General features: G+C 59.2%; 16 protein-coding genes. 11 read left to right on the top strand and 5 right to left on the bottom strand.

What is annotated here, in order from left to right; translation table 11 throughout:
• Positions 1-37: 37 nt before the first annotated feature.
• The 8 genes from ccmI to ASD50_RS20405 all read left to right on the top strand — a co-directional run bounded on the left by ccmI (position 38) and on the right by ASD50_RS20405 (position 11,043).
• Positions 38-1,159 carry a c-type cytochrome biogenesis protein CcmI gene (ccmI, locus tag ASD50_RS24345; protein WP_056245540.1) on the top strand — a complete coding sequence of 374 codons (1,122 nt, stop codon included), beginning with the start codon at positions 38-40 and terminating at the stop codon, positions 1,157-1,159.
• A gap of 3 nt (positions 1,160-1,162) precedes the next feature.
• A complete protein-coding gene (gene ccmE / locus ASD50_RS20435) occupies positions 1,163-1,606 on the top strand; it encodes a cytochrome c maturation protein CcmE (protein WP_056245537.1) in 444 nt (147 codons plus the stop codon).
• A gap of 14 nt (positions 1,607-1,620) precedes the next feature.
• Positions 1,621-3,612 carry a heme lyase CcmF/NrfE family subunit gene (locus ASD50_RS20430; protein ID WP_056245532.1) on the top strand — a complete coding sequence of 664 codons (1,992 nt, stop codon included), beginning with the start codon at positions 1,621-1,623 and terminating at the stop codon, positions 3,610-3,612.
• A complete protein-coding gene (locus ASD50_RS20425; RefSeq protein ID WP_244484600.1) occupies positions 3,609-4,076 on the top strand; it encodes a cytochrome c-type biogenesis protein in 468 nt (155 codons plus the stop codon). Before ASD50_RS20430 ends, ASD50_RS20425 begins: the two co-directional genes overlap by 4 nt.
• Before the next feature lie 133 nt (positions 4,077-4,209).
• The gene (locus tag ASD50_RS20420) at positions 4,210-5,748 is read left to right on the top strand and encodes a Do family serine endopeptidase (RefSeq protein WP_056245527.1); all 1,539 of its coding nucleotides are present in this window, start codon (positions 4,210-4,212) and stop codon (positions 5,746-5,748) included.
• 189 nt (positions 5,749-5,937) lie between these two features.
• Positions 5,938-6,612, top strand: a complete 675-nt coding sequence (locus tag ASD50_RS20415; RefSeq protein WP_056245524.1) for a response regulator transcription factor — start codon at positions 5,938-5,940, stop codon at positions 6,610-6,612.
• Positions 6,613-6,618: 6 nt separating this feature from the next.
• Positions 6,619-8,070 carry a sensor histidine kinase gene (locus ASD50_RS20410; RefSeq protein WP_056245521.1) on the top strand — a complete coding sequence of 484 codons (1,452 nt, stop codon included), beginning with the start codon at positions 6,619-6,621 and terminating at the stop codon, positions 8,068-8,070.
• An 18-nt stretch (positions 8,071-8,088) separates the two neighbouring features.
• Positions 8,089-11,043, top strand: a complete 2,955-nt coding sequence (locus ASD50_RS20405) for a bifunctional [glutamine synthetase] adenylyltransferase/[glutamine synthetase]-adenylyl-L-tyrosine phosphorylase (RefSeq protein ID WP_413813910.1) — start codon at positions 8,089-8,091, stop codon at positions 11,041-11,043.
• On the opposite strand, the gene ASD50_RS20400 is transcribed toward ASD50_RS20405, so the two are convergent.
• Positions 11,044-13,344 (bottom strand): PAS domain-containing sensor histidine kinase, encoded by a 2,301-nt coding sequence (locus tag ASD50_RS20400; protein WP_056245513.1) that lies wholly within the window; start codon positions 13,342-13,344, stop codon positions 11,044-11,046.
• Between the two features lie 188 nt (positions 13,345-13,532).
• Positions 13,533-16,178 (bottom strand): aminopeptidase N, encoded by a 2,646-nt coding sequence (pepN, locus tag ASD50_RS20395; protein ID WP_056245510.1) that lies wholly within the window; start codon positions 16,176-16,178, stop codon positions 13,533-13,535.
• Positions 16,179-16,328: 150 nt separating this feature from the next.
• Between pepN and ASD50_RS20390 the strand changes: the two genes are divergently transcribed.
• Complete coding sequence (locus ASD50_RS20390) at positions 16,329-17,279, top strand: DMT family transporter (protein WP_056245508.1); 951 nt, start codon at positions 16,329-16,331, stop codon at positions 17,277-17,279.
• Between the two features lie 16 nt (positions 17,280-17,295).
• Here ASD50_RS20390 and ASD50_RS20385 read toward each other — a convergent pair whose 3' ends face one another.
• Complete coding sequence (locus tag ASD50_RS20385; RefSeq protein ID WP_056245506.1) at positions 17,296-18,156, bottom strand: uracil-DNA glycosylase; 861 nt, start codon at positions 18,154-18,156, stop codon at positions 17,296-17,298.
• A gap of 61 nt (positions 18,157-18,217) precedes the next feature.
• Entirely contained in the window at positions 18,218-18,868 is a 651-nt protein-coding gene (locus ASD50_RS20380) for a hypothetical protein (protein WP_056245503.1), read from the bottom strand.
• Positions 18,869-19,097: 229 nt separating this feature from the next.
• Here ASD50_RS20380 and ASD50_RS20375 point away from each other — a divergent pair, with 229 nt between their 5' ends.
• On the top strand, positions 19,098-20,777 hold the full coding sequence (locus tag ASD50_RS20375) for an electron transfer flavoprotein-ubiquinone oxidoreductase (RefSeq protein WP_056245500.1): 1,680 nt from the start codon (positions 19,098-19,100) through the stop codon (positions 20,775-20,777).
• Between the two features lie 57 nt (positions 20,778-20,834).
• On the opposite strand, the gene ASD50_RS20370 is transcribed toward ASD50_RS20375, so the two are convergent.
• Positions 20,835-21,863 (bottom strand): endonuclease/exonuclease/phosphatase family protein, encoded by a 1,029-nt coding sequence (locus tag ASD50_RS20370; RefSeq protein WP_056245498.1) that lies wholly within the window; start codon positions 21,861-21,863, stop codon positions 20,835-20,837.
• Positions 21,864-21,872: 9 nt separating this feature from the next.
• Between ASD50_RS20370 and ASD50_RS20365 the strand changes: the two genes are divergently transcribed.
• Positions 21,873-22,565, top strand: coding sequence for a DUF922 domain-containing Zn-dependent protease (locus ASD50_RS20365; protein WP_244484593.1), 693 nt, complete (start codon positions 21,873-21,875; stop codon positions 22,563-22,565).
• Positions 22,566-22,567 lie beyond the last annotated feature (2 nt).

The raw sequence follows: 22,567 nt of genomic DNA, 5'->3' as shown, positions 1-22,567 counted from the left end.
GTTGGCAGTCCGACGCACTACGGCTATTTAGAACGCCATGCTATTCTGGGTTATTGCCGCTGTTTTGACGCTGGTTGCGAGCTTGGCGGTGTTGCTGCCCCTCGCGGCGAAGCCAAAGCTTGAAACTGCCGGCTCGCGGCACGATCTCGAAGTTTATCGCGACCAGCTTTCGGAACTGGACCGCGATCTGGCGCGTGGCTTGATTCAACCCACTGAAGCGGAGCAGGCGCGAGCTGAAGTGGCTCGCCGCATTATCCGTCTTGGCGGTGAAGAAAAGCCCGGCGAGCAGGAACCGAGATCAGCGTCGGCTAACCTGCGGCTGATTTCCGCTGCGGCGGTGCTGGCTGTACCGTTGATCAGTTGGGGAACCTATGCCCGCCTTGGGTCGCCGGATATTCCCTCGCAACCGCTTAGCGAGAGGATGGTCAAGAATCCGGCTGAAAGCTCGGTTGACGAACTTGTGGCGCGCGCCGAGGCGCATCTTTCCGCAAATCCGACCGACGGGCAGGGCTGGGACGTTCTTGCGCCGGTCTATCTGCGCATGCAGCGTTTTGGTGACGCGGCAAACGCTTACCGAAACGCCATCAAGTTGCTGGGGCCAACTTCAGAGCGCCAGTCGGGCCTGGGTGAAGCCTTGGTAAATGCTGATGGAGGGCAGATTTCGGCTGAGGCGAAATTGGCGTTTGATGAAGCGTTAAAGCTCGACCCGGCCAACTCCAAGGCATCTTTCTTTGTGGCCATGGAACTGGCTCAGGATGGCCGCAAAGATGAAGCGATAGCCACCTGGCAGAAGATGCGCGCGGGTTTGCCGGAGGGCTCGCCCTGGCTGGACGCAGTGGATCAGGCGCTCGCACGCGCACAAGCGCCTGTGACGAACGGGCCGAGCAAAGACGAGATGGAAGCTGCCGCCGCGATGTCTCCCGAAGACAGGGCATCGATGATCGCCGGCATGGTTGCCCGTCTTGACGAGAAGCTGAAGCAAAATCCCAAGGATGCGGAAGGCTGGATGCAACTCATCCGTTCTTATCTTGTAATCGGCGAAGCCGATAAGGCCAAGGATGCGCTCAAAAGAGCGGTATCGGTTTTCGGCCCCGATAGCGAGCAGGCAAAAGAGTTCGTTGCTTTTGCTTCTTCCAACGGACTTGAGGTTGCGGAGTAAGCGATGACACGCAAGCAGAAGAGACTGTCGGTGATTGTTGGCGGCCTCGCATTTCTCGGTGCAGCGACGGGCCTGACATTCTACGCGCTTGGCCAGAAGGCATCGTACTTCTATATGCCCGGCGACCTGGCGACAGCTAGTCTTCAGCCGGGGCAACGTATCCGCCTTGGCGGCCTTGTCGAAAAAGGCACGATCCAGCGAGGGCAGGGCACGACGGTCGCCTTTGCGGTGACCGATACCGAGAAGTCCGTAAAGGTGACCTATACCGGCATTTTGCCTGACCTTTTCCGCGAGGAGCAGGGTGTGATCACAGAAGGTTCTTTCGGAACGGATGGCACCTTCGTTGCCGACAGCGTGCTGGCCAAGCACGACGAGAACTATATGCCCAAGGAAGTCGCGGACAGCATGAAGGCCAAGGGCATTTGGCAGGAGAGCACGAATGAATAGCGGGTGGTCTCGCCGTGGTTGAAATTGGCCATTTCTCGCTTGTTCTCGCGCTGGCCTTGGCGCTCGTGCAGACAACGGTGCCCTTGATTGGCGCGCGCATCCACAATGAACGGATGATGGCGGTCGCGGGGCCTGTTGCCCTTACCGGCTTTGCCCTTACCGCACTTTCGTTCGTCGTGCTGATGATCGCCTATGCACGCTCGGATTTCTCGGTGCAGACTGTCTGGGAGAATTCGCACTCGCTGCAACCATTCTTGTTCAAGATCACCGGTGTGTGGGGCAATCACGAAGGCTCGATGTTGCTCTGGGTGCTGATCCTGACCTTTTTCGGTGGGCTCGTCGCGCTGTTTGGCAGCAACCTGCCGCCGACGCTCAAGGCCAACGTGCTGGCCGTGCAAGGCGCTGTCGGGACCGCGTTCTTTCTGTTTATTCTGATCACCTCGAACCCGTTCATGCGGATTTCGCCTGCGCCGATTGAGGGGCGCGACCTGAATCCGGTGTTGCAGGATATCGGCCTCGCCGTTCATCCGCCGCTGCTCTATCTGGGCTATGTCGGCTTTTCGATCTGCTTTGCTTTCTCCGTCGCGGCCTTGATCGAAGGGCGGATAGATGCCGCCTGGGCGCGCTGGGTGCGACCGTGGACGCTGGTCGCATGGGTGTTCCTGACGGGCGGCATCGCCATGGGATCGTACTGGGCTTACTACGAGCTTGGATGGGGAGGTTTCTGGTTCTGGGACCCGGTCGAAAACGCCTCGTTCATGCCCTGGCTGGCCGGCACGGCGCTGCTGCACTCGGCAATCGTCATGGAGAAGCGGTCGGCGTTGAAGATTTGGACGCTGCTTCTGGCGATCCTGACGTTTTCGCTGTCACTGCTCGGGACCTTCCTGGTGCGGTCCGGTGTGCTCACCTCCGTTCACGCCTTTGCCACGGATCCGGCTCGTGGCGTCTTCATCCTCGGCATATTGTTGTTGTTCATCGGCGGCTCGCTGGCGCTGTTTGCACTGCGCGCCTCGTCGCTGACGCAAGGCGGGCTGTTCCAGCCAATCTCGCGAGAAGGGGCGTTGGTTCTCAACAATCTTTTCCTGACCACGGCGACCGCCACCGTTTTCATCGGCACGCTCTACCCGTTGTTCATCGAGGCTGTATCAGGCGACAAGATTTCGGTCGGCGCACCGTTCTTCGACCTGACTTTCGTGCCGCTGATGATCCCGCTTTTGCTGATCGTTCCGTTTGGGCCGCTGCTGGCCTGGAAGCGCGGCGATATCTGGGCGGTGTCGCAGCGCCTGGTTTTCGCTTTTGGAGCGTCGCTTTTGGTGGCGCTCGTCACGGGCTTCCTGATCGATGGCTCCTCCGTGCTGGCGGCCTTTGGCACGGGGTTGGCTGCCTGGCTGGTTTTCGGCGCATTGACCGATCTCGCAATCAAGGCGGGCATCGGCAATGTGGCGCCTGCCGTAATGGTGCGGCGTCTTGCCGGCCTGCCGCGTTCGGTCTTTGGCACCGCACTCGCTCATCTGGGGCTGGGTTTTACCGTGCTGGGCCTGGTGGGCACGATTTTCTTTGGCACGGAACACATCTTGACGATGAAGCCTGGCCAAACGGTTGACGTGTCCGGCAGGCTGGTGCGCTTCGATGGTCTTGCCGGATACAAGGGCCCGAATTTCGACGAGGAGCGGGCGCACTTCTCCCTGCTCAACTCGGCCAATTCCGTAGTCGGCGAAATCTACTCGGCCAAGCGGCTCTATCCGGTGCGGCAGACGACAACGACCGAAGCCGGCATCAAGACGATAGGTTTCAGCCAACTCTATGTTTCGATCGGTGACGATGGGGACGATGGCTCACTCGTGGTTCGCCTATGGTGGAAGCCCTTCGTCACGCTGATCTGGGGCGGCGGACTTGTGATGATGGCGGGCGGTGCGATGTCGCTGATGGATCGGCGGCTGAGGGTGGGTGCCCCGTCGCGCCGGCGCAAACCGGTTGGCGCGGCACCCGCAACGGATGCGGCCTGATGCGCAGGCTGGCACTTGCAGGCCTTTGGCTCGGACTAGCGCTGCTGGTCTCATCTCACGTGCAGGCGGTAACGCCGGACGAGATGCTGAAAGACCCTGCTCTGGAGGCGCGGGCGCGGTCGCTCTCCGAAGGGTTGCGCTGCCTGGTCTGCCAGAACCAGTCGATCGATGCCTCGGATGCCGATCTTGCCCGCGACCTACGCATTCTTGTTCGCGAACGCCTCGCAGCGGGCGATACCGACGAACAGGTGATGGACTACATTGTCTCGCGTTACGGCGAGTTCGTGCTGCTGAAGCCGCGCTTCGATCTGCGCAATGCGCTGCTGTGGGGCGCACCTTTCCTTTTGCTGCTGGGCGGCGCCGTCTTTGTCTACGCCGCGTCCAGAAGGAGGCAGCCTGTGGAGGCAGCGAGGCTAAGCAAGGAAGAACAGGACGCACTTGACGACGTCCTGAACCGCAACTGACTTCAGCCACGTCACTGCGCGCTCTCGCACATTACCAAAGTTTCATGCACCGGAAATGGCGCCGTAATGTAGCGGGCTCTATCTCTCTTTCGGAGGATGCGTCGCGCATCTCTTGCAAAGAGGATCGAAATCCATGTCTAGCGCTCCCAAAATCTTCTCCCGCAGCCGCAAGGGTCTGGCTGCCGCTGTCGCATCGCTGGCAATCGCCGGCGCCGTTGGCTTCGGTGCTGTAACCGCCGGAACAGTGCCGGTCCTGGCAGATGCCGTCCGTGTCCAGGCACCGCAGGTTCCAAGCTTCGCCGATGTCGTGGCCAATGTCTCCCCCGCTGTGGTCAGCGTGCGCGTGAAGGCAAAGATCCAGCCCGCGGCTGACGATGGCTCGGGGTTTTCATTCGGCCCGGATGGCTTCGACAATCTTCCGCCCGATCATCCGATGCGCCGTTTCTTCAAGGAGTTCCGCGGTTTCGGTGACCAGAATGACCACCCGCGCCGCTTTGACCGCCGTGGCAACAACGGCAAACCCCGGCCGGTTGCACAGGGTTCCGGCTTCTTCATTTCTGAAGACGGGTATCTCGTGACGAACAATCACGTCGTCGATGAAGGCACCGCATTCACAGTCGTGACCAATGACGGCAAGGAACTTGACGCCAAGCTGATCGGAACCGATCCGCGCACCGACCTCGCTGTTCTCAAGGTCGATAGCGGCGACAAGTTCACCTATGTCGATTTTGCCGACGACGCCTCGGTTCGCGTTGGCGATTGGGTGGTTGCCGTTGGCAATCCTTTCGGTCTCGGTGGAACCGTGACGGCAGGCATCATTTCGGCGCGTGGCCGCGACATCGGTGCCGGTCCATACGATGACTTCATCCAGATCGACGCTGCAGTGAACCGCGGCAACTCCGGTGGCCCGGCATTCGACCTCAACGGTCGGGTTGTGGGTATCAACACCGCGATCTTCTCGCCGTCCGGCGGTAACGTTGGTATCGCCTTTGCGATCCCGGCTTCCACGGCCAAGCAGGTTGTACAGGACTTGATGAAGGATGGCTCGGTAGCCCGTGGCTGGCTTGGCGTGGAAATCCAGCCGGTGGGCAAGGATATAGCCGAGTCTCTTGGCCTGCCTTCCGACAAGGGTGCTCTCGTTTCCAACTCGCAAGATGACGGCCCGGCTAAGAAGGCGGGAATTGTGGCAGGCGACGTGATTACCCAGGTGGATGGAAAGAACGTCGATTCGACAAGGGAACTCGCAAGGCTGGTTGCCGGATACACGCCCGGAAAATCGGTTGATGTCACGGTTTGGCGCGACGGCAAGTCTGAAACCATAAAGGTCAATCTTGGCGAACTGCCGAAGGCTGAAAAGCAGGCCTCGGCGGACGATCAGTCCGCACCTGCCACGCCAACGGATTCGCTTGCCGATCTTGGCTTGACAGTGACCCGGTCTGATGACGGCAAGGGGCTTGTCGTGACGGACGTCGATCCTGATAGCGATGCGGCAGACCGTGGCATTCAGGCTGGCGACATCATCACGGCGGTGAATTCCGAAGAAGTCGGCAGCGCCAAGGATGTCACCGATGCGATGGCGCAGGCCGAAAAGGCCGGCAGGAAATCGGTTCTTGTCCAGATAAGCCGCAACGACAGCAACCGCTTCGTCGCATTGCCCCTCGACAAGGGCTGAACGGTTCGTTCCTGAGCGTGGATCTGTCGTGCCCCGAATTTCCATGCAAAGAGCGGCACCGAAGCCTCCAGTCAGTCTTTCGCCTTTCGGTGCCGGCGGCAGCGGACCAGATGTCCGCTGCCGCGCTGACATGAGGATCCGCGCAACATGCCGTCCACTCGACCAGCAGAAATCGCGTATAATGATCCAATGAAGATTCTCGTCATTGAAGATGATCGTGAGGCCGCGGATTACCTTCAGAAGGCTTTTTCCGAAGCAGGGCATACCGCACATGTGGCCGGCGATGGGGAAACAGGCTTCGCGCTGGCCGATTCCGGCGACTATGACGTCATGGTGGTCGACCGCATGATGCCAAGGCGTGATGGGCTTTCAGTGATTGCAGCGCTTCGCTCCCGCGGCAACACCACGCCGGTGTTGATCCTCTCGGCTCTTGGCGAGGTGGATGATCGGGTGACAGGTTTGCGGGCCGGCGGCGACGACTATCTTACCAAGCCCTACGCATTTACCGAATTGCTTGCGCGCGTGGAGGTGCTGAACCGTCGCGCCGGGGCGAGGGAAAGCGAGACAGTTTACCGTGTGGGTGATCTTGAGCTTGACCGGCTGTCCCATTCCGTGAAGCGCGCGAGCCAGGAAATCACGCTGCAGCCGCGCGAGTTCCGCTTGCTCGAATATCTTATGCGCCATGCCGGGCAGGTGGTGACGCGCACCATGTTGCTCGAAAACGTCTGGGACTACCATTTCGACCCGCAGACCAACGTCATCGACGTTCACGTCTCTCGCTTGCGTAGCAAGATTGAGAAAGGCTTCGACAAGCCGATCCTGCACACCATTCGGGGCGCCGGATATATGCTGAAGCACGGCTGACGCCGCATGGCCCTTTCCATGCCGGCCATCATGAAAACCACGGCAGCGCGGCTTTCAGCGCTCTATCTCCTGCTTTTCGCTCTTTGTGCGATCTTGCTGGTTTTCTATATTACCTCGCTCTCTGCGCGCATGTTGATCACGCAGACGCAGGAAACCATCAACGATGAGGTGCTGGGCCTTGCTCAAGCCTACAAGCGTGGCGGCTTGCCTACCCTTGTGCGCGTCGTGGAGCAGCGTTCTCGCCAGCCAAGCGCCAACCTCTATCTGATTGCCGATGCCAATGGCCAGATACTGACCGGAAACGTGCAGAGTCTCGAGCCAGGCGTGCTGGGCAACGAGGGATGGACGACGCGGCCATTCTACTACCGCCGATATGGAGAAGGCGAACTCGACCGACAGAGGAATGAGACTAGCCAGAGCCAGACCCAGGAGGAAAGCAGACGTGGTCACGACGCGGTTGCGGTTGTCCTCACGCTTCCCAATCAGATGATCATGCTTGTGGGCCGCGATCTTGGCGAACCGCAGCGCTTCCGTGATGTGGTGCGAAGGGCCTTGATGCTCGCCCTTGGCATGATGGGGCTTGGCGGTATCCTGATCTGGTTTTTTGTCGGACGAGCGGCGTTGAAGCGTATCGACGGCGTTTCATCCGCAAGCAAGCGCATCATGGGTGGGGATTTGAGTGGGAGGTTGCCGGTAACAGGCGCCGGAGACGAGTTCGATCGCCTGTCCCAGAATCTCAACACCATGCTGGCGAGGATCGCGACGCTCAACGAGGGGCTGAAACAGGTATCGGACAACATCGCGCACGATCTGAAGACACCACTGACCCGGCTGCGAAATCGGGCAGAAGCGACGCTTGCCGGCAAGCACAAGATCACTGACTACCGCGAAGCGCTTGAAGCGACGATTTCTGAATCCGACCAACTCATCAAGACATTCAATGCCATTTTGATGATCTCCCGCCTTGAGGCCGGCTATTCGTCGGAAAATCTGGCGAAAGTCGATCTGTCGGCGGCCATTCGCGATGTTGTGGAACTCTATGAACCGGTGGCGGAAGAGGGTGGTGTGACACTCGAAGCAGCGCCGATGGAGAGCATCGAGATTGACGGCAATCGCGAACTGATTGGCCAAGCCCTATCGAATATCGTTGACAACGCCATCAAGTATTCGACCGACGCCAGTGAAAAGCCAGCGGTTCTCGTGAAGCTGGAAAGGGCTGACGGGCAAATCCGGCTGGTGGTGACCGACAATGGACAGGGCATACCCAACGAAGAGGATCGGGCGCGTGCCACGGAGCGTTTCGTAAGGCTGGAGAAAAGCCGGTCACAGCCCGGATCTGGGTTGGGCCTGAGTCTTGCCAAGGCAATCATGAAATTTCATCGCGGGAGGCTTGATCTTTTGCCCGCCAATCCCGGATTATCGGTCGTGATGAGTTTTCCCGAACAAGACAGGCCGTGATTTCCGATGGCGTCACGCATGGCAGCAGATCGTGCCCAAGCAGATTGGCTCTTGCAGCCAGTGGCGCAGTTGAAACCGCTCGACAACGAGCGCGCCGAACAGGAAATCTCGGAACTGGCGACCATCGCCGATGACGAGGGTTTTTCGAGGCTTGCGCAACTGCTGAGGGCCGATAGTGTCGCGCGCCGGTTTCTTCTGGCTGCCTTCGACCTTTCGCCGTTCCTGCGCGATCTGGCCCGCCGGCGCCCGCAAATGCTCGACTTTCTTTTTGACCAGTCGGTCGAGGAGCGGCTGCATACGATTGCTGAAGAGATCGCCGCTTCCTGGCGTGCGGAAGGGGCAAACGAAGCCGGCCTGATGACGGGGCTGCGCCAGCTCAAGACTGAAGCGCACTTTCTCATTGCCCTGGCCGATCTCTCTGCGCTGGTTAGCACGGACGTGACCGTGCGCCGCCTGAGCGACCTTGCCGATAGTTGCACCGCTGCTGCGGTCAATTTCCTGCTTGTCGATGCACATCGGCAAGGGAAACTCGAACTGGTGGACCCAGCGAACCCATCGCTGAAATCCGGCTGGATCCTGCTCGGAATGGGTAAGCTCGGTGCGCATGAGCTGAATTTCTCTTCCGACATAGACCTAGTCGTGTTTTTCGACCCCGATGCGCCGGCAGTCATCGATCCGATGGAAGCTACCGACACATTTTCTCGATTGACCCGCAGGCTGGTGCGCATTCTCCAGGATCGGACGGAAAACGGCTATGTGTTCCGCACTGACCTGCGGTTGCGGCCGGACCCCGGTTCGACTCCTCTGGCGATTCCGGTTGAGGCGGCGCTGAACTACTATGAAGCCCGCGGCCAGAATTGGGAGCGCGCCGCGATGATCAAGGCGCGGCCCGTCGCCGGAGACCTGGAGGCGGGCGAGGCGCTCCTTAAGGAACTGCAGCCCTACATTTGGCGCAAGTACATGGACTATGCAGCCATAGCCGACGTGCACTCCATCAAGCGCCAGATACATGCGCACAAAGGCCACGGCGAGATCGCCGTGAAGGGTCACAATGTCAAACTCGGGCGCGGCGGTATCCGCGAGGTCGAATTTTTCGTGCAGACACAGCAACTGATCGCTGGCGGGCGCTTTCCCGAATTGCGCGGCCGTGAAACAGTTCCGATGCTTGCAAAACTTGCGGACCGCAACTGGATCACTGCGGATGCGCGCGATGCACTTACCCAGCAATATTGGTTCCTGCGCCGCGTCGAGCATGCCATCCAGATGGTGGCCGACGAACAGACGCACATGCTCCCCGAAGACGACGAAGGCCTGGAGCGCATCGCTCACATGCTTGGTTACGCTGACAGCGACGCTTTCTCGACCGAATTTCGCGCCTCGCTGCAGCAGGTGGAGCGCCACTACGCGGCGCTGTTCGAAACCGCGCCGGAGCTTTCGGCAGGTATTGGTAATTTGGTATTCACCGGCGATGTCGATGATCCAGATACCTTGCAGACACTGAATCACCTCGGTTTCCAGCGGCCAAGCGACATTTGCCGCGTTATCAGGGCATGGCATTTCGGGCGCTACAGGGTTACCCGCTCGGCCGAGGCGCGTGAGCGCTTGACTGAGCTGACGCCGGCCCTGCTCGAGGCTTTCGGCAAGACGCGGCGCGCCGACGAAGCCTTGATGCGCTTCGACGAGTTCCTGGCGGGTCTTCCCGCCGGCATCCAGCTTTTCTCTCTGCTGCAATCCAATCCGGCCCTGCTGAAGTTGCTTGCCACAATCATGGGGGCAGCGCCTCGATTGGCGGCGGTGATTACGCGCCGTCCGCATGTCTTCGATGGATTGCTCGATCCGGCTTTGCTGAGCGAACTGCCTGACCGCAAGTATCTTGCCGCGCGGCTTGCCGCCTTCATCGATGGTGACCGCCCTTATGAGGATGTGCTTGACCGTCTGCGTATCTTTGCCTCGGAGCAGAAGTTCCTGATCGGTGTCAGGCTATTGGCCAGATCTATCGACGCAAGGCGGGCAGGGCGGGCCTTTTCGGATCTTGCCGATCTCACCATTGGTGCCGCGCTCGATGCGGTTGCAGCAGAGTTTGCGGCGCGCCATGGCCGGGTCGCGGGCGCAAAAGTTGCTTTGCTGGGCATGGGCAAGCTGGGCAGCCAGGAGCTGACAGCGGGATCCGACGTCGATCTCATACTGCTTTACGACCACGAAGTGGATGCTGACGAGTCCGATGGCGACAAGCCGCTGGCGCCAGCGCATTACTACAGCCGCATGACCCAGCGGCTGATTGCGGCTGTATCGGCGCCGACGGCCGAAGGCGTGCTCTACGAACTGGATCTTCGCTTGCGCCCTTCGGGCAACAAAGGGCCCGTGGCGACGCATATCGAGTCGTTTCGCAAGTACCAGCGTCAGGATGCATGGACTTGGGAGCAGATGGCGCTTAGCCGTGCCCGCCCGATTGCGGGGGACCCGGGTTTGTGCGACGAACTCAGGGCCGAAGTCGCCGCGATACTGGCTTTGCCACGTGACACGGCGAAAGTGCGCCGCGAGGCCTTCGACATGCGCAAGCTTATCGAAGAGGAAAAACCGCCGCGCGATCTCTGGGACATCAAGCTGATCCCCGGCGGGTTGATCGATCTGGAATTCATAGCACAGGTGGCTGTCATAACCGGCCAGTTCGACGGTTCGCCGGGCACCACCGGAACAGCCGATGTTCTCGCGCATCTTTCTTCTGGTTATGCCGATGGCCAGATGCGCCAGGAGTTGGGCGATGCCTATGCGTTTTATCTGGCCGTGACCCAGATGACGCGGTTATGCCTGACCGGCGCATTCGACAGGAACGATGTGCCGCCTGGCCTTTCCGATCTTCTGCTGGCCGCGACAGACCTGCCGGACTTTTCGGTGCTGGAAGCGCATTTGAAAGACGTGTCGACCGGGGTCAGGAAGAGTTTCGACCAGCTTTTCCGGACAAAGCGGAAATAATCAGGCCGCCGCCTTCATCTGGCGGACAGGTTTTTTCAACGGAATGCGGACGGAAACGATTGTCCCCGATCCTTCGGTCGAGCGAATCTTAAGCGCTCCGCCATGCAATTCTGCCAGCGATCTCGAAATTGCCAGCCCAAGCCCCGAGCCATTGTGATTTTTTGAGAACTGGTTCTGGACTTGCTCGAAGGGCCTACCCAGCTTGCTCAAGGCGTGCTTGGGAATTCCGCAGCCATTGTCTTCTATGGTCAGGATCAGGGCGCCGGAAGCGTTGCGCGCCCTGAGCGAGATGCGACCGCCTTGCCCGGTGAATTTCACCGCGTTTGAGAGAAGATTGATGACGATCTGCTTGATGGCGCGCCGGTCAGCCACCAAGGTCAGCGCTTCAGCGATGTTGGTTTCAACGGTGATGGCTTTCGCCGCAGCCTGCAGGGAAACGACTCGGACCGTCTCACGGATAAGCGGGCAAAGGTCGATGGCCTCGCGCTCCATCGAAAACTGGCCGGCCTCGATCTTGGACATATCAAGGATGTCATTGATGACGCCGAGGAGGTATTTACCACTGGAATTTATGTCGCCGGCGTACTCGTCATAGCGATCCGAACCAAGCGGGCCGAAAAGCCGCTGCTGCATGAGCTCGGAAAAGCCGATGATGGCATTGAGCGGCGTGCGCAGCTCGTGCGACATGTTGGCAAGGAATTCGGACTTGGCCTGGTTGGCCGCTTCCGCCCGCTCCTTTTCCTTCACATAGTTGCGGTTGAGCTCTGCAAGTTCGCGCGCTTTTTCCACTTCTGCTCTGCGAGCAAGGCTGAGATCGTGAATGGTCGACATGAGTCTGCGCTCGCTGTCGACCAGCTTGTCCTGATGCTGCTTGATCTGCGTAATGTCGGAGCCAACAGAAACTGTGCCGCCGTCGCGGGTCTTGAGTTCGTTGACCTGGAGCCATCTTCCGTCGGCAAGCTGGCGTTCGTATGAGGCGCCGCCATGCATGCCGTTGACATTGGCCAGACGCCGTTCCGATGCGAAAGCCAACATGCGTTCTTCCAGAATTGCGCGAGATGCGCCGGGCATCACATCGCGATCGGAAAGACCGTTGTCCTTCTGGTATTTCGAATTGCACATGACCAGGCGGTTGGCCGAATCCCAGAGGACGAAGGATTCGTTGATGTTCTCGATCGCCGTGCGCAGCCGAAGGTCGGCTGCTTCCGAGCGCAGGGCAAGATGCCGCTGCTCGGTGACATCGACAGCGATGCCGATGAGCTGGATTTCGGAAGCGTCGGGATCCATGACCTGTGCGCGTGCGCGCATCCAGATCCATTGTCCATCGGCATGACGCATGCGGAAGACCTGGTCAATGTGATCGATTTCCCGCGCCACAACCCGGTTTGCGATCTCGAACAGGTTGCCGTCATCCGGGTGGATGATGCCATCGACTTCACCAAAAGACAGCATGGCTTCGCAGGGCTCGTATCCAAGCATGTCGTACATGGATGACGACCAGTACATCTTGCCGCGGACCATATCCCAGTCCCATAGCCCGCAGCGGCCGCGCACCAGCGCCATGTCGATGCGCTGGTGGCCTTCGAGGTAAAGCCGGTCTGCGGCCTCAGCTCGCGCTGCCTGGCTGAAATAGGCGTAGAGGATAACGATGAGGACGCCTGCGGTGAGTGCAAAAAGCGTAACGTTGAGCGAAACGGTCTTGCGCCAGTCGGCAAAAACGGCGTCTTGCGGCACTAATGCCGCCGCTGCAGCGCCGCCGTCCTGAAGCGCTACCGCAGCATACCAATCCTGGCCGTTCACCTTGACTTCGAGAATACCGGCCTTTTCACCGAACAGGAACAGTGGCTGCCCACCGGAGACAATGCTGTCCAGGTTGCGGCCATACCAGCCCGTCGAACGCGGCGTTACGGCGGTAATCTTGAATTTGCCGTCGGTGATGACAAGGACGTGGCCCGGTGCCATCGCTGCTTGGCGACCAACCGTCTCCAACAATTCCTGTGCGGTTTCGTTTGACGCTGCGAGGTCGTCTGCAGAGGCCAATTGCCCGGCAGCGAGTGTCAGAAGCGCCTTGGCGCTGCGGTCGACATCGTCGTGCCAGTTCATCAAAGAGACACAGCGCACGGCTGCAATGACGACAAGAAACAGGATTATCAGCGCAGGAATGAGCCTGCGCAAAAAAGGTTCGGCGGCAAGCAACCTTTGGTAGGCGGGTTGAGCGATGAGCCGCGTATTGCCCGCAAGGCCGCCGCATCGCTCAAAAGCCGTCCCACCGGGCGCGCTCCACGCGTCCGCCTTGGCCATGAAATGGCTCTCCCCAAAAGCTCTGTTATGCTTGTCGACCCGGTTACACCGCACGTCCGAATCGCCATTAAAGAATCAAAGGTGATTCGCCTTGTCCAGTGGCCGGACAAAAAAAGATGAAAAATCGGCAAACAATATTCGGGTGAAAGCCAATAATGCTCAATTTGACCTGCCTTTCGCAGGCCAAATCAGGCCAGCGTGCGGTCGATGATATCCCTCAGGTCAGCTGAAAGGTTTGGAGTATTGGCCATGGTCAAAAGCGCCTCCCTTGCTTTTGCCTGCCGCCCTGTCTCCAGAGAGCGCCAGGATCGCAGCGCCGTCGCCAATCTTGCCGCAACTTGTGGGTTGCGCTTTTCGATCTCAAGCACCGTCTCGGCGAAGAACCTGTAGCCCGCGCCGTCAGCACGATGGAAGCCTGTCTGGTTCCCGCTGGAAAAGGTTCCGATCAGCGAACGCAACCTGTTGGGGTTAGTGGAAGAAAAGGCAGGATGCGTCATCAGCGCCCGTACTGTTTCGACCGCTTGAGGTCCTGGCACGCTGGCCTGAATCTGGAACCACTTGTCCATTACCAGGGGATCGGATGCGAATTTCGCTGCAAACGCGGCGATCGCGGCGTCTGCCTGCGGCGACCCCGGATGACGGTGCGCAAGCACCGTCAAGGAGGCTGCAAGGTCGGTCATGTTGGTGGCCGCCTTGAAATGGCGTGCGGCGCTTTCCACTCCTCCGTTCAGTCGCGACAGATAGTCGAGCAGCACGTTGCGTAGTGCGCGACGGCCAGCGCTTGCGGCGTCGGGACTGAATGGGCGGTTGTCAAGCAGGCTTGCGTAAAGCGCCTCGAACCGCTGCTTGTTGGTGGAGGCGACGAAAGTGGCAAGTGCCTCGCGTGCCGCAAAGATTGCGTCTGGATCGATATCCTTGCCGATCTCGCGCGCAATGTCGGCCTCGCTTGGCAGCGTCAAAGCGAGCGCACGGTAAGCCGGCTCCAGATCATCATTTGCAGCTATGCTACCGGCGAGTTCGCCCAGCCTGGCTGTAAAATCGGGTTTCTTGCCTCCGCGCTGGCGGCGGAAAGCGGCGATCAAGGCATCGCTCAGAAGCGTGTTCACAGCTTGCCAACGAGAGAATGCGTCCTTGTCGTGCGCAGCCAGGAAGAACTGATCGTCAGTCTTTTGCGCGACAGACAACGTGACCGGAGCCGAAAAACCGCGATTGAGCGATAGCGCCGGTCTTTCGGTTACACCGCTGAAACGGACCGTATGTCGGCGCTTGCGCACATGGATGACACCGTTTTCGACCGTCGCGCCGTCAGCCGCCTTGTATGGCAGGTCCTTGCCGTCTTTTCCGACAAGACCGAACGCCAGTGGGATGTGCATAAGTCGCTTGCGGCTTTCGGACGGTGTCGGCGGAACCGACTGTTCGATCTCAAGGGTGAGTACTTTTTCACCAGCGTCATAGTGCGAACTGACCGTCAGGTTCGGCGTGCCCGCCTGATTGTACCAAAGCGCGAACTGCGACAGGTCACGCCCGGATACGTCCGCGAACACCTGCACGAAATCCTCGATTGTCGCCGCTTGTCCGTCGTGGCGCAGGAAATAGAGATCCATGCCGGCCCTGAACGTTTCGGCGCCGAGCAGGGTGCGGATCATGCGCACCACCTCTGAGCCCTTCTCGTAGACGGTGGCCGTATAGAAGTTGTTGATTTCTCGATAACGGCGGGGCCGCACGGGATGCGCCAGCGGTCCCTGGTCTTCCGGGAACTGGAGTGCTCGCAAAGTCCGCACTTCAGCAATGCGTTTGACGCCGCGCGAGCGCTGGTCGGCTGAGAATTCGTGATCCCGGTAAACAGTCAGCCCTTCCTTCAGGCAAAGCTGGAACCAGTCGCGGCAAGTGATTCTGTTGCCTGTCCAATTGTGAAAATACTCATGCGCGATGATCGCCTCGATGTTGGCGAAATCGGCATCTGTCGCGGTCTCCTCGTCAGCCAGCACATATTTGTCGTTGAAGATGTTGAGGCCCTTGTTTTCCATTGCTCCCATATTGAAATCGGAGACGGCAACAATGTTGAAAACATCGAGATCGTATTCGCAGCCGAAGAGGTCCTCATCCCATTTCATGGAGCGCTTCAAAGCGTCCATTGCGTAGCCGGCCAGCCGCTCTTTGCCATGCTCGACATAGATGCCCAGCGCGACATCGCGGCCTGACATTGTAACGAAGCGATCTTCGATTTTGCCGAGATCACCCGCCACAAGCGCGAAGAGATAGGACGGTTTCGGGTGGGGATCTTCCCAAACCGCGTAATGCCAACCATCGGCAAGGTTGCCGCTCTTAACAGGGTTGCCATTCGACAAGAGCAGCGGAGCTTCTTGGCGCGATGCCTCGATGCGCACCGTATAGACGGACAGGATATCCGGACGGTCGAGGAAGTAAGTTATGCGCCGGAAACCTTCGGCTTCGCACTGCGTGCAATAGACGTTGCTGGAACGGTAGAGCCCCATCAACGCTTCGTTGTGCGCCGGATCGATCCGGGTTTCTGTGACGAGCGTGAATTTCGCTTTTGCAGGCGGCGCATTCAAAACAAGCTGGTCCGGGCCAGCGACATAGGCGGATAAAGGCACTGCCTTGCCATCCACCTCGATGCGCTGGAGCGTCAGCCCGTCCCCATCGAGGGCAAGCGGCGTGACCGTCTTGAGTTCGGCGCGGCGCTCGATCGTCAGTTCAGCGACGACGACGGTGGCTTCTGGCGAAAGGCGAAAGGTCAGCCGCGTTTGCGGAATGAGATAGTCGCTTGGCCTATAGTCCTCCAGCTTGAAGACCTGGCCTGTATCGGTGCGCATCCGATTGCTTTCCTTTCGTTTTTGGTTAGGCGAGGCAAAGCCGTTGGCCCAAGACACCCAAAGCCCGGTTCTTTACATGAAACGAGGCCACGTCAACATGCTTGCAACTCCGGCGCATATCCGCTCGGCAATACAGGACGCCACTTCAACGTGACTTCATCCGAAGTCCCCGGCTCGCGGGGCGCTCTCACCGCAATCGCGCTGAAAGTCATGTCAGTAACGATTTTCGTTGCGATGTCGTCGCTGATCAAGGCAGCAGGGCCGTTGCCCGCAGGCCAGATCGTGTTCTTCCGGTCCTTCTTTGCTGTTTTCCCGATCCTGATTTTTCTGTTCTACAAGCATGAACTTCGCACGGCCTTTGCAACCAAGCGTCCGATTGGCCACATCCTGCGTGGCGTCGTCGGCGTGTGCTCGATGGGCTTCACATTCTTTGCCCTGACACGGCTGCCGTTGCCCGACGCGATAACGCTCAACTACGCGCAGCCGTTGCTTATTGTCGTGTTCAGTTCGCTTTTCCTTGGCGAGGCGATCCGGTTTTACCGCTGGAGCGCGGTCGCGGTCGGATTGCTGGGCGTCGTCATCATCTCATGGCCGGAATTGACGCTGCTGAGCTCCGGGTCGGGGATGGACGATAAGGAAGTGTTGGGCGTGATGGCAGCTCTGGCCGGCGCGGGCAGTTCTGCGGTGGCAGCACTTCTGGTTCGGAATCTGGTTCACAGCGAGCGCACGGCCACCATCGTCCTGTGGTTTTCGATGATGGCGAGCTTGCTCGCGCTTTTGACTTTGCCATTTGGCTGGGACGCGATGAGTTCGACGCAGGTCATGCTGCTGATCGCTGCCGGCTTTTGCGGCGGCATCGCGCAAATCCTCATGACTTCCGCCTACAGGCATGCAGAGGTTTCGGTGGTTGCCCCATTCGAATACACCTCAATGATCCTTGCCATCATCGTCGGCTATGTCGTTTTCGGCGATGTTCCAACCGCCTACATGCTGGTGGGTGGCCTGATCGTTGTCGCGGCAGGGATTTTCATCATCTTCCGCGAGCGCCAGCTTGGGCTGGAGCACGCACGAGCCCGGAAGGTAACGCCCTCCCAAGGGTAGCCAATTTGGCCCAGCCCTATTGCAGTGATCGCAGTTTCATCTTCACTTCGAGGAAGTCACGCCAGGCCAGTCGCTTGTGAGCAGGTGTTCTGAGCAGGTAGGCGGGATGCAGCGTCGGCATAGCCGGGATGCTTGCACCGGACGCAGCAGCGTAGCTGCGCCAGTTGCCGCGCAAGCGCAGGATGCCCTCGGTCGTATTGAGCAGCGTCTTGGCCGAAGCTCCGCCAAGATGAACCAGTACTTTCGGGCCGACCAGTTCGATCTGCCGCTCGATGAACGGACGGCAGATTTCAGTTTCGTGCGGTGTCGGTGCGCGGTTGCCGGGTGGACGCCAGGGGATGACATTGGCAATGTAAGCTGAACCTCTGTCGAGCCCGATCGCGGCCAGCATCCGGTCAAGAAGCTGACCGGAACGGCCAACGAAAGGTCGCCCTTCCAGATCCTCGTCGCGCCCCGGCGCTTCGCCAACAAACATGATGTCCGCTTGCGGGTTGCCGTCGGCAAACACCAGATTCTTGGCGGTGAATTTGAGGTTGCAGCCATCGAAAAAGGCCATCCGTTCACGCAGTTCTTCCAGACTGGTCGCCCCGGAAGCCAACTGCCGCGCCATCGCCGCCTGTTGCTCATCCGGCACTGTGATCGCAGGCGGGCGTTGAGGCGGAGACGCCGGCTGCGCTGCAGCAGGCTGGAGGCTGCGCCTCGGCTCGCGCGGTTGGGCCGATGTATGCGATGTCGCGCGCGGCGCATCGACCCGGCCGGCAGCCTGTGCGAACCGGTTTACTGTCTCGTCGCCCAGCGGTTCGTCTGCCCCTGCTTCAGCATAGAAAGCAAGAAGGGCATTCAAATCGGACAGGGGATCGGGAGCGGCAGCAGTCATGGCGGCACATTCGGCGTATAGATCCCGGTTTGCAAGTTCGCATTGGGTGGATTGTGGTTTTTCAGGTCGAGGGGATGCGCGGGTCCTGCACCAGGTAGAACGTCCAACGGGGCGTGTAGTCGGTAATGAGGAACTGGAACGATACCGATGCCAACGGATCGACCTGTCCTACGGTGAAAAGCAATCGGTCATAGGGTTCGAAATCGCGGTCAAACTTGGCGAATTTGCTGGATATGATGTTGGTGGGTGACTTGTTGCGCTGGTCGAATGAAAGCCCGTCACCGAAGACGCTCGGCCGGTCGAGTATCTCCTGCAGTTCGAATTCGAACTCGATCCAGGGATGGCCGCTGTTGTTGAGCGCCTCGATGCGCATGTAGAGGACGCCGTTGACATAGTCGCCCGACGGCTCGAATGGCCGTATCTCCCGCCGCGCGCGAATTGTGAGCGTTACCGGCGTTGCCGATTGGAATTCTTCGACAATGACAATCGGGTCGTCTTGCGTGCCTTTGCCCGTTACGCCCGTGATCTCGAATCCACCGAGTTCATCCGAGAATGTGTAGGCCCCGGCCGGCCACATTTTTTGCTCGTCTGCTCCTGCCGGCGATCCGTGTGACGCCGCCACCAGGAAGACCAAAGCTGCCAGCAGCCCTGCGTGGCCGGGCAACTGCGTAAAGCGCGTCAATGACAAGCTCTGCCGTCCAAAGGTGCGCATTCGTCCACTATGGCCGATAAGCATGCTGTCGCACACTCAAAAAACTGCGATGGCCTCACAGGTAACAGAGTGTGGTAATTTGACGTTTACGTGAACGTAAAATATTGTGTCCCCATAGTTTGGGACGGAAAACAGCGGTGTTCTGACGCCACCGGTTTTCCGTCGCGATTTGATGCGCTATTGAGCGCAAGAGCCAGCAAAGTACCGGCCAGCCAGTGCGGAGGGATTGATGAGCGAAATCGAGCGCGAGAGCATGGAGTTCGACGTGGTTATCGTCGGCGCGGGGCCGGCTGGGCTAGCCGCTGCGATCCGTCTCAAGCAGGTCAATCCGGATTTGTCTGTGGTGGTGCTGGAAAAGGGTGGCGAGGTTGGCGCTCACATCCTTTCAGGCGCGGTCGTCGATCCGATCGGCATCGATCGCCTGCTGCCGGGCTGGCGCGACGAGAGCGATCATCCCTTCAAGACACCGGTGACGGACGATCATTTCCTCGTGCTAGGGCCTGCCGGATCGGTGCGGCTGCCGAATTTCCTTATGCCGCCTCTGATGAACAACCACGGCAACTACATTGTTTCACTGGGCAATGTATGCCGTTGGCTTGGCGCAAAGGCAGAGGCGCTTGGCGTCGAAATCTACCCCGGGTTCGCCGCGGCTGGCCTGCTGTACAACGAGGCCGGTGCCGTCACCGGCGTCTATACCGGCGACATGGGCGTGGAGAAAGACGGTTCGCATGGACCCGCCTATGCGCCCGGCATGGCGCTGATGGGAAAATATGTGCTGATCGGGGAGGGCGCTCGGGGCTCGCTCGCCAAGCAACTGATCGCCAAGTACAATCTGGCGGAAGGGCGCGACCCCGCCAAATTCGGCATTGGCCTTAAGGAATTGTGGCAGGTCCAGCCGGAAAATCACCGACCCGGGCTGGTGCAGCACTCGTTCGGATGGCCTCTCGACATGAAGACCGGCGGCGGTTCCTTTCTTTACCATCTGGAGGACAATCAGGTCGCCGTCGGCTTCGTCGTCCACCTCAACTACAAGAATCCCTACCTTTCGCCGTTCGAAGAATTCCAGCGCTTCAAGACGCATCCGGCGATCCGTGGCACTTTCGAAGGCGCCAAGCGCATCGGCTACGGCGCGCGCGCCATTACCGAAGGCGGTTGGCAATCCGTGCCAAAGCTGTCTTTCCCGGGTGGTGTGCTGATGGGATGTTCGGCTGGCTTGGTGAACGTGCCGCGCATCAAGGGTTCGCACAATGCCGTGCTGTCGGGCATGCTGGCCGCGGACCACGTTGCCGAGGCAATAGCTGCGGGCCGCGCCAATGATGAGCTGTCGGCTTATGAAGATGCGTGGCGCGGCAGCGCCATCGGCAAGGATTTGAAGAGGGTTCGCAACGTCAAGCCGCTTTGGTCGCGCTTTGGTACGATTGCCGGCGTTGCCGTTGGCGGGCTCGACATGTGGCTGAACACGCTGTTTGGTGTCTCGCCATTCGGCACGCTTAAGCATGGCAAGACAGATGCGGCATCGCTGGAACCAGCGTCCAGGCATCAGAAGATAAACTACCCGAAACCGGACGGCGTGCTGACTTTCGACCGCCTGTCTTCGGTCTTCCTCTCAAACACCAACCATGAGGAAGATCAGCCAGTACACCTGCAGGTGAAGGACATGGCTTTGCAGGAGCGGTCGGAGCACGACGTTTTTGCGGGCCCCTCGACGCGCTATTGCCCAGCCGGTGTCTATGAATGGGTGGACGCCGACGGCAATTCGGCCGCCGATCCATCGGCCAAGGATGTGCATTTTGTCATCAATGCGCAGAACTGCGTTCACTGCAAAACATGCGACATCAAGGATCCGAACCAGAATATCAACTGGGTTCCACCGCAAGGTGGGGAAGGCCCCGTCTACCAGAATATGTAGTTGACCACGGTGAGCCGTCTAGAACGTGGACGGCGAGAGCAGTGGGGACAAGCATAGCTAACCGCGCATCTGTTCGGCGGATACCGTCGCAGTTTCGTTTTCGTCGTCTGGCTGGTCACCTCCAGGCTTGATGGAGAATTCGACCAAGATGGGAAGATGATCTGACCCGACGCTTTCCAGGCGTTCAGCAGAGTGGATGACGATATCGCCCTTGCTGAACACATTGTCGATCGGCAGCCCGGCAAAGCGCACTGAATCGGGCAACTGTAAGAACAACCAGGTTGCGCCTACCGAGGGCATCAACGTCAGTCCACCAGCATCGGCAATGTTGCGGGCCGCAGCGCTCCACGGCGTTGCATTCAAGTCGCCGGCCAAGATGGTGGATGGAGACAACGAAGCGATAGAAGGCGATAGCAGTGCGATCTGCCGCGCCTGCTCGAAAGGCCACGGCCAGCCGAGGTGGATCGCGGCAACGTCTATCTCAGCCCCGGCAAAATCGACGGTTGCCGTGGCAAGCGCGCCGCGCTCGAAACAATGGGTTTCCTTACCTTCTGCAAAAGGTCGGCGTGAGAGGATCGCGGCCCCGAAGACCCCATTCGGTCGCGGGCAGATCACACGATAGGGGTAGGCGTTTTTGAGCAGCTCGAATTTGCCGTCCCACATTGCCGAGACTTCGTCGAGAGTCACCACGTCTGGTGTGGTCCGCCCGATCAGCGACAAGACTTTTTCTGGCGAGCGGTTATCGAAGCGAAGATTAATCTGCAGAAGCCGATAGACTGCCCGGTCCGCAGGTTTGGCCTCGAATGCGGCGTGCACCGGCTTCAAGCCAACAAGATTCAGCGTATCTGTGGTGGTTGAGAAAGCTGCGATGGCAAATACCAGAGCCGAGAGGGCTTGCACCAGATAGGTCGTGGCCAACAGTGGCAGCGCCAAAATGGCCACGACGATGGCAAGATGCACGCGGAAATGGCCAAGGGAATCGAACGCCGGGTGCAACGGTCCAAAAAATCCCAGCAGTAGCGGGATGGTTGCCGCGGTCAGGCAAAACAGGATCGAAGACTGGAAAAAGGGGGGAACCCGGCTCATGCGCGTTGATTGGCCAAGGAATTGCGGCTCATTGATGGTAAGGCCCGTTGTCCTTATGTTTCTGCCGAATTTTTGCCGATGACGATGGGAAATGAAATGAGACCAGCCGCGAGGTGGGGGTTAGTCTTGCTGACGACCGCTCTAGGAGCCAGCATGGTGAACACCCATGCGAGGGCAGAGACAATTGAGCGTATCGAGAATTATACCATCGCAGGCAATTCGGGCATCGAGCTCTACCGGTCTATCGGTGAGCGTGGTCCAAAGGTTGGCGTTGCGAGAGCCATCGCGCACACAAATTTCAAGCTGACCTGGTCGAGGAAGTATGAGCCTCAGGACGATGGTGGCTGCACCTTGGTGTCTGCGCGTCCAAAATTGATCATCACTTACACATTGCCTAAGCCCGCCGGCAGTTTGCCAGCCACTGTCAAGAAGCAGTGGGACACTTTCATTGAAGGCGTTCGGCTTCATGAAGAAGTGCACGGCGTTCATATCAAGGAGATGCTGGCGGAAATCGAGACGGCCACAATCGGCTTTTCGGCTGCTGACGATCCGAAATGTCAGAAGGTAAGAAAAGCGATCATTCCGTCGCTTTCACAGGCATCGGTTCGACAGAGAGAGCGCAGCCGGAACTTCGACCAGGTTGAGATGGCCAATGGCGGCAACATGCACCGGCTGATCCTGAAGCTGGTGAACGGAGAATAATG

It is taken from the genome of Mesorhizobium sp. Root552, from assembly GCF_001427285.1.
In the GTDB taxonomy this organism is placed as follows: Bacteria; Pseudomonadota; Alphaproteobacteria; order Rhizobiales; family Rhizobiaceae; genus Mesorhizobium.
Note: the sequence above shows the minus strand (reverse complement) of the source record. Positions and strands in the feature narration are given on the sequence as shown.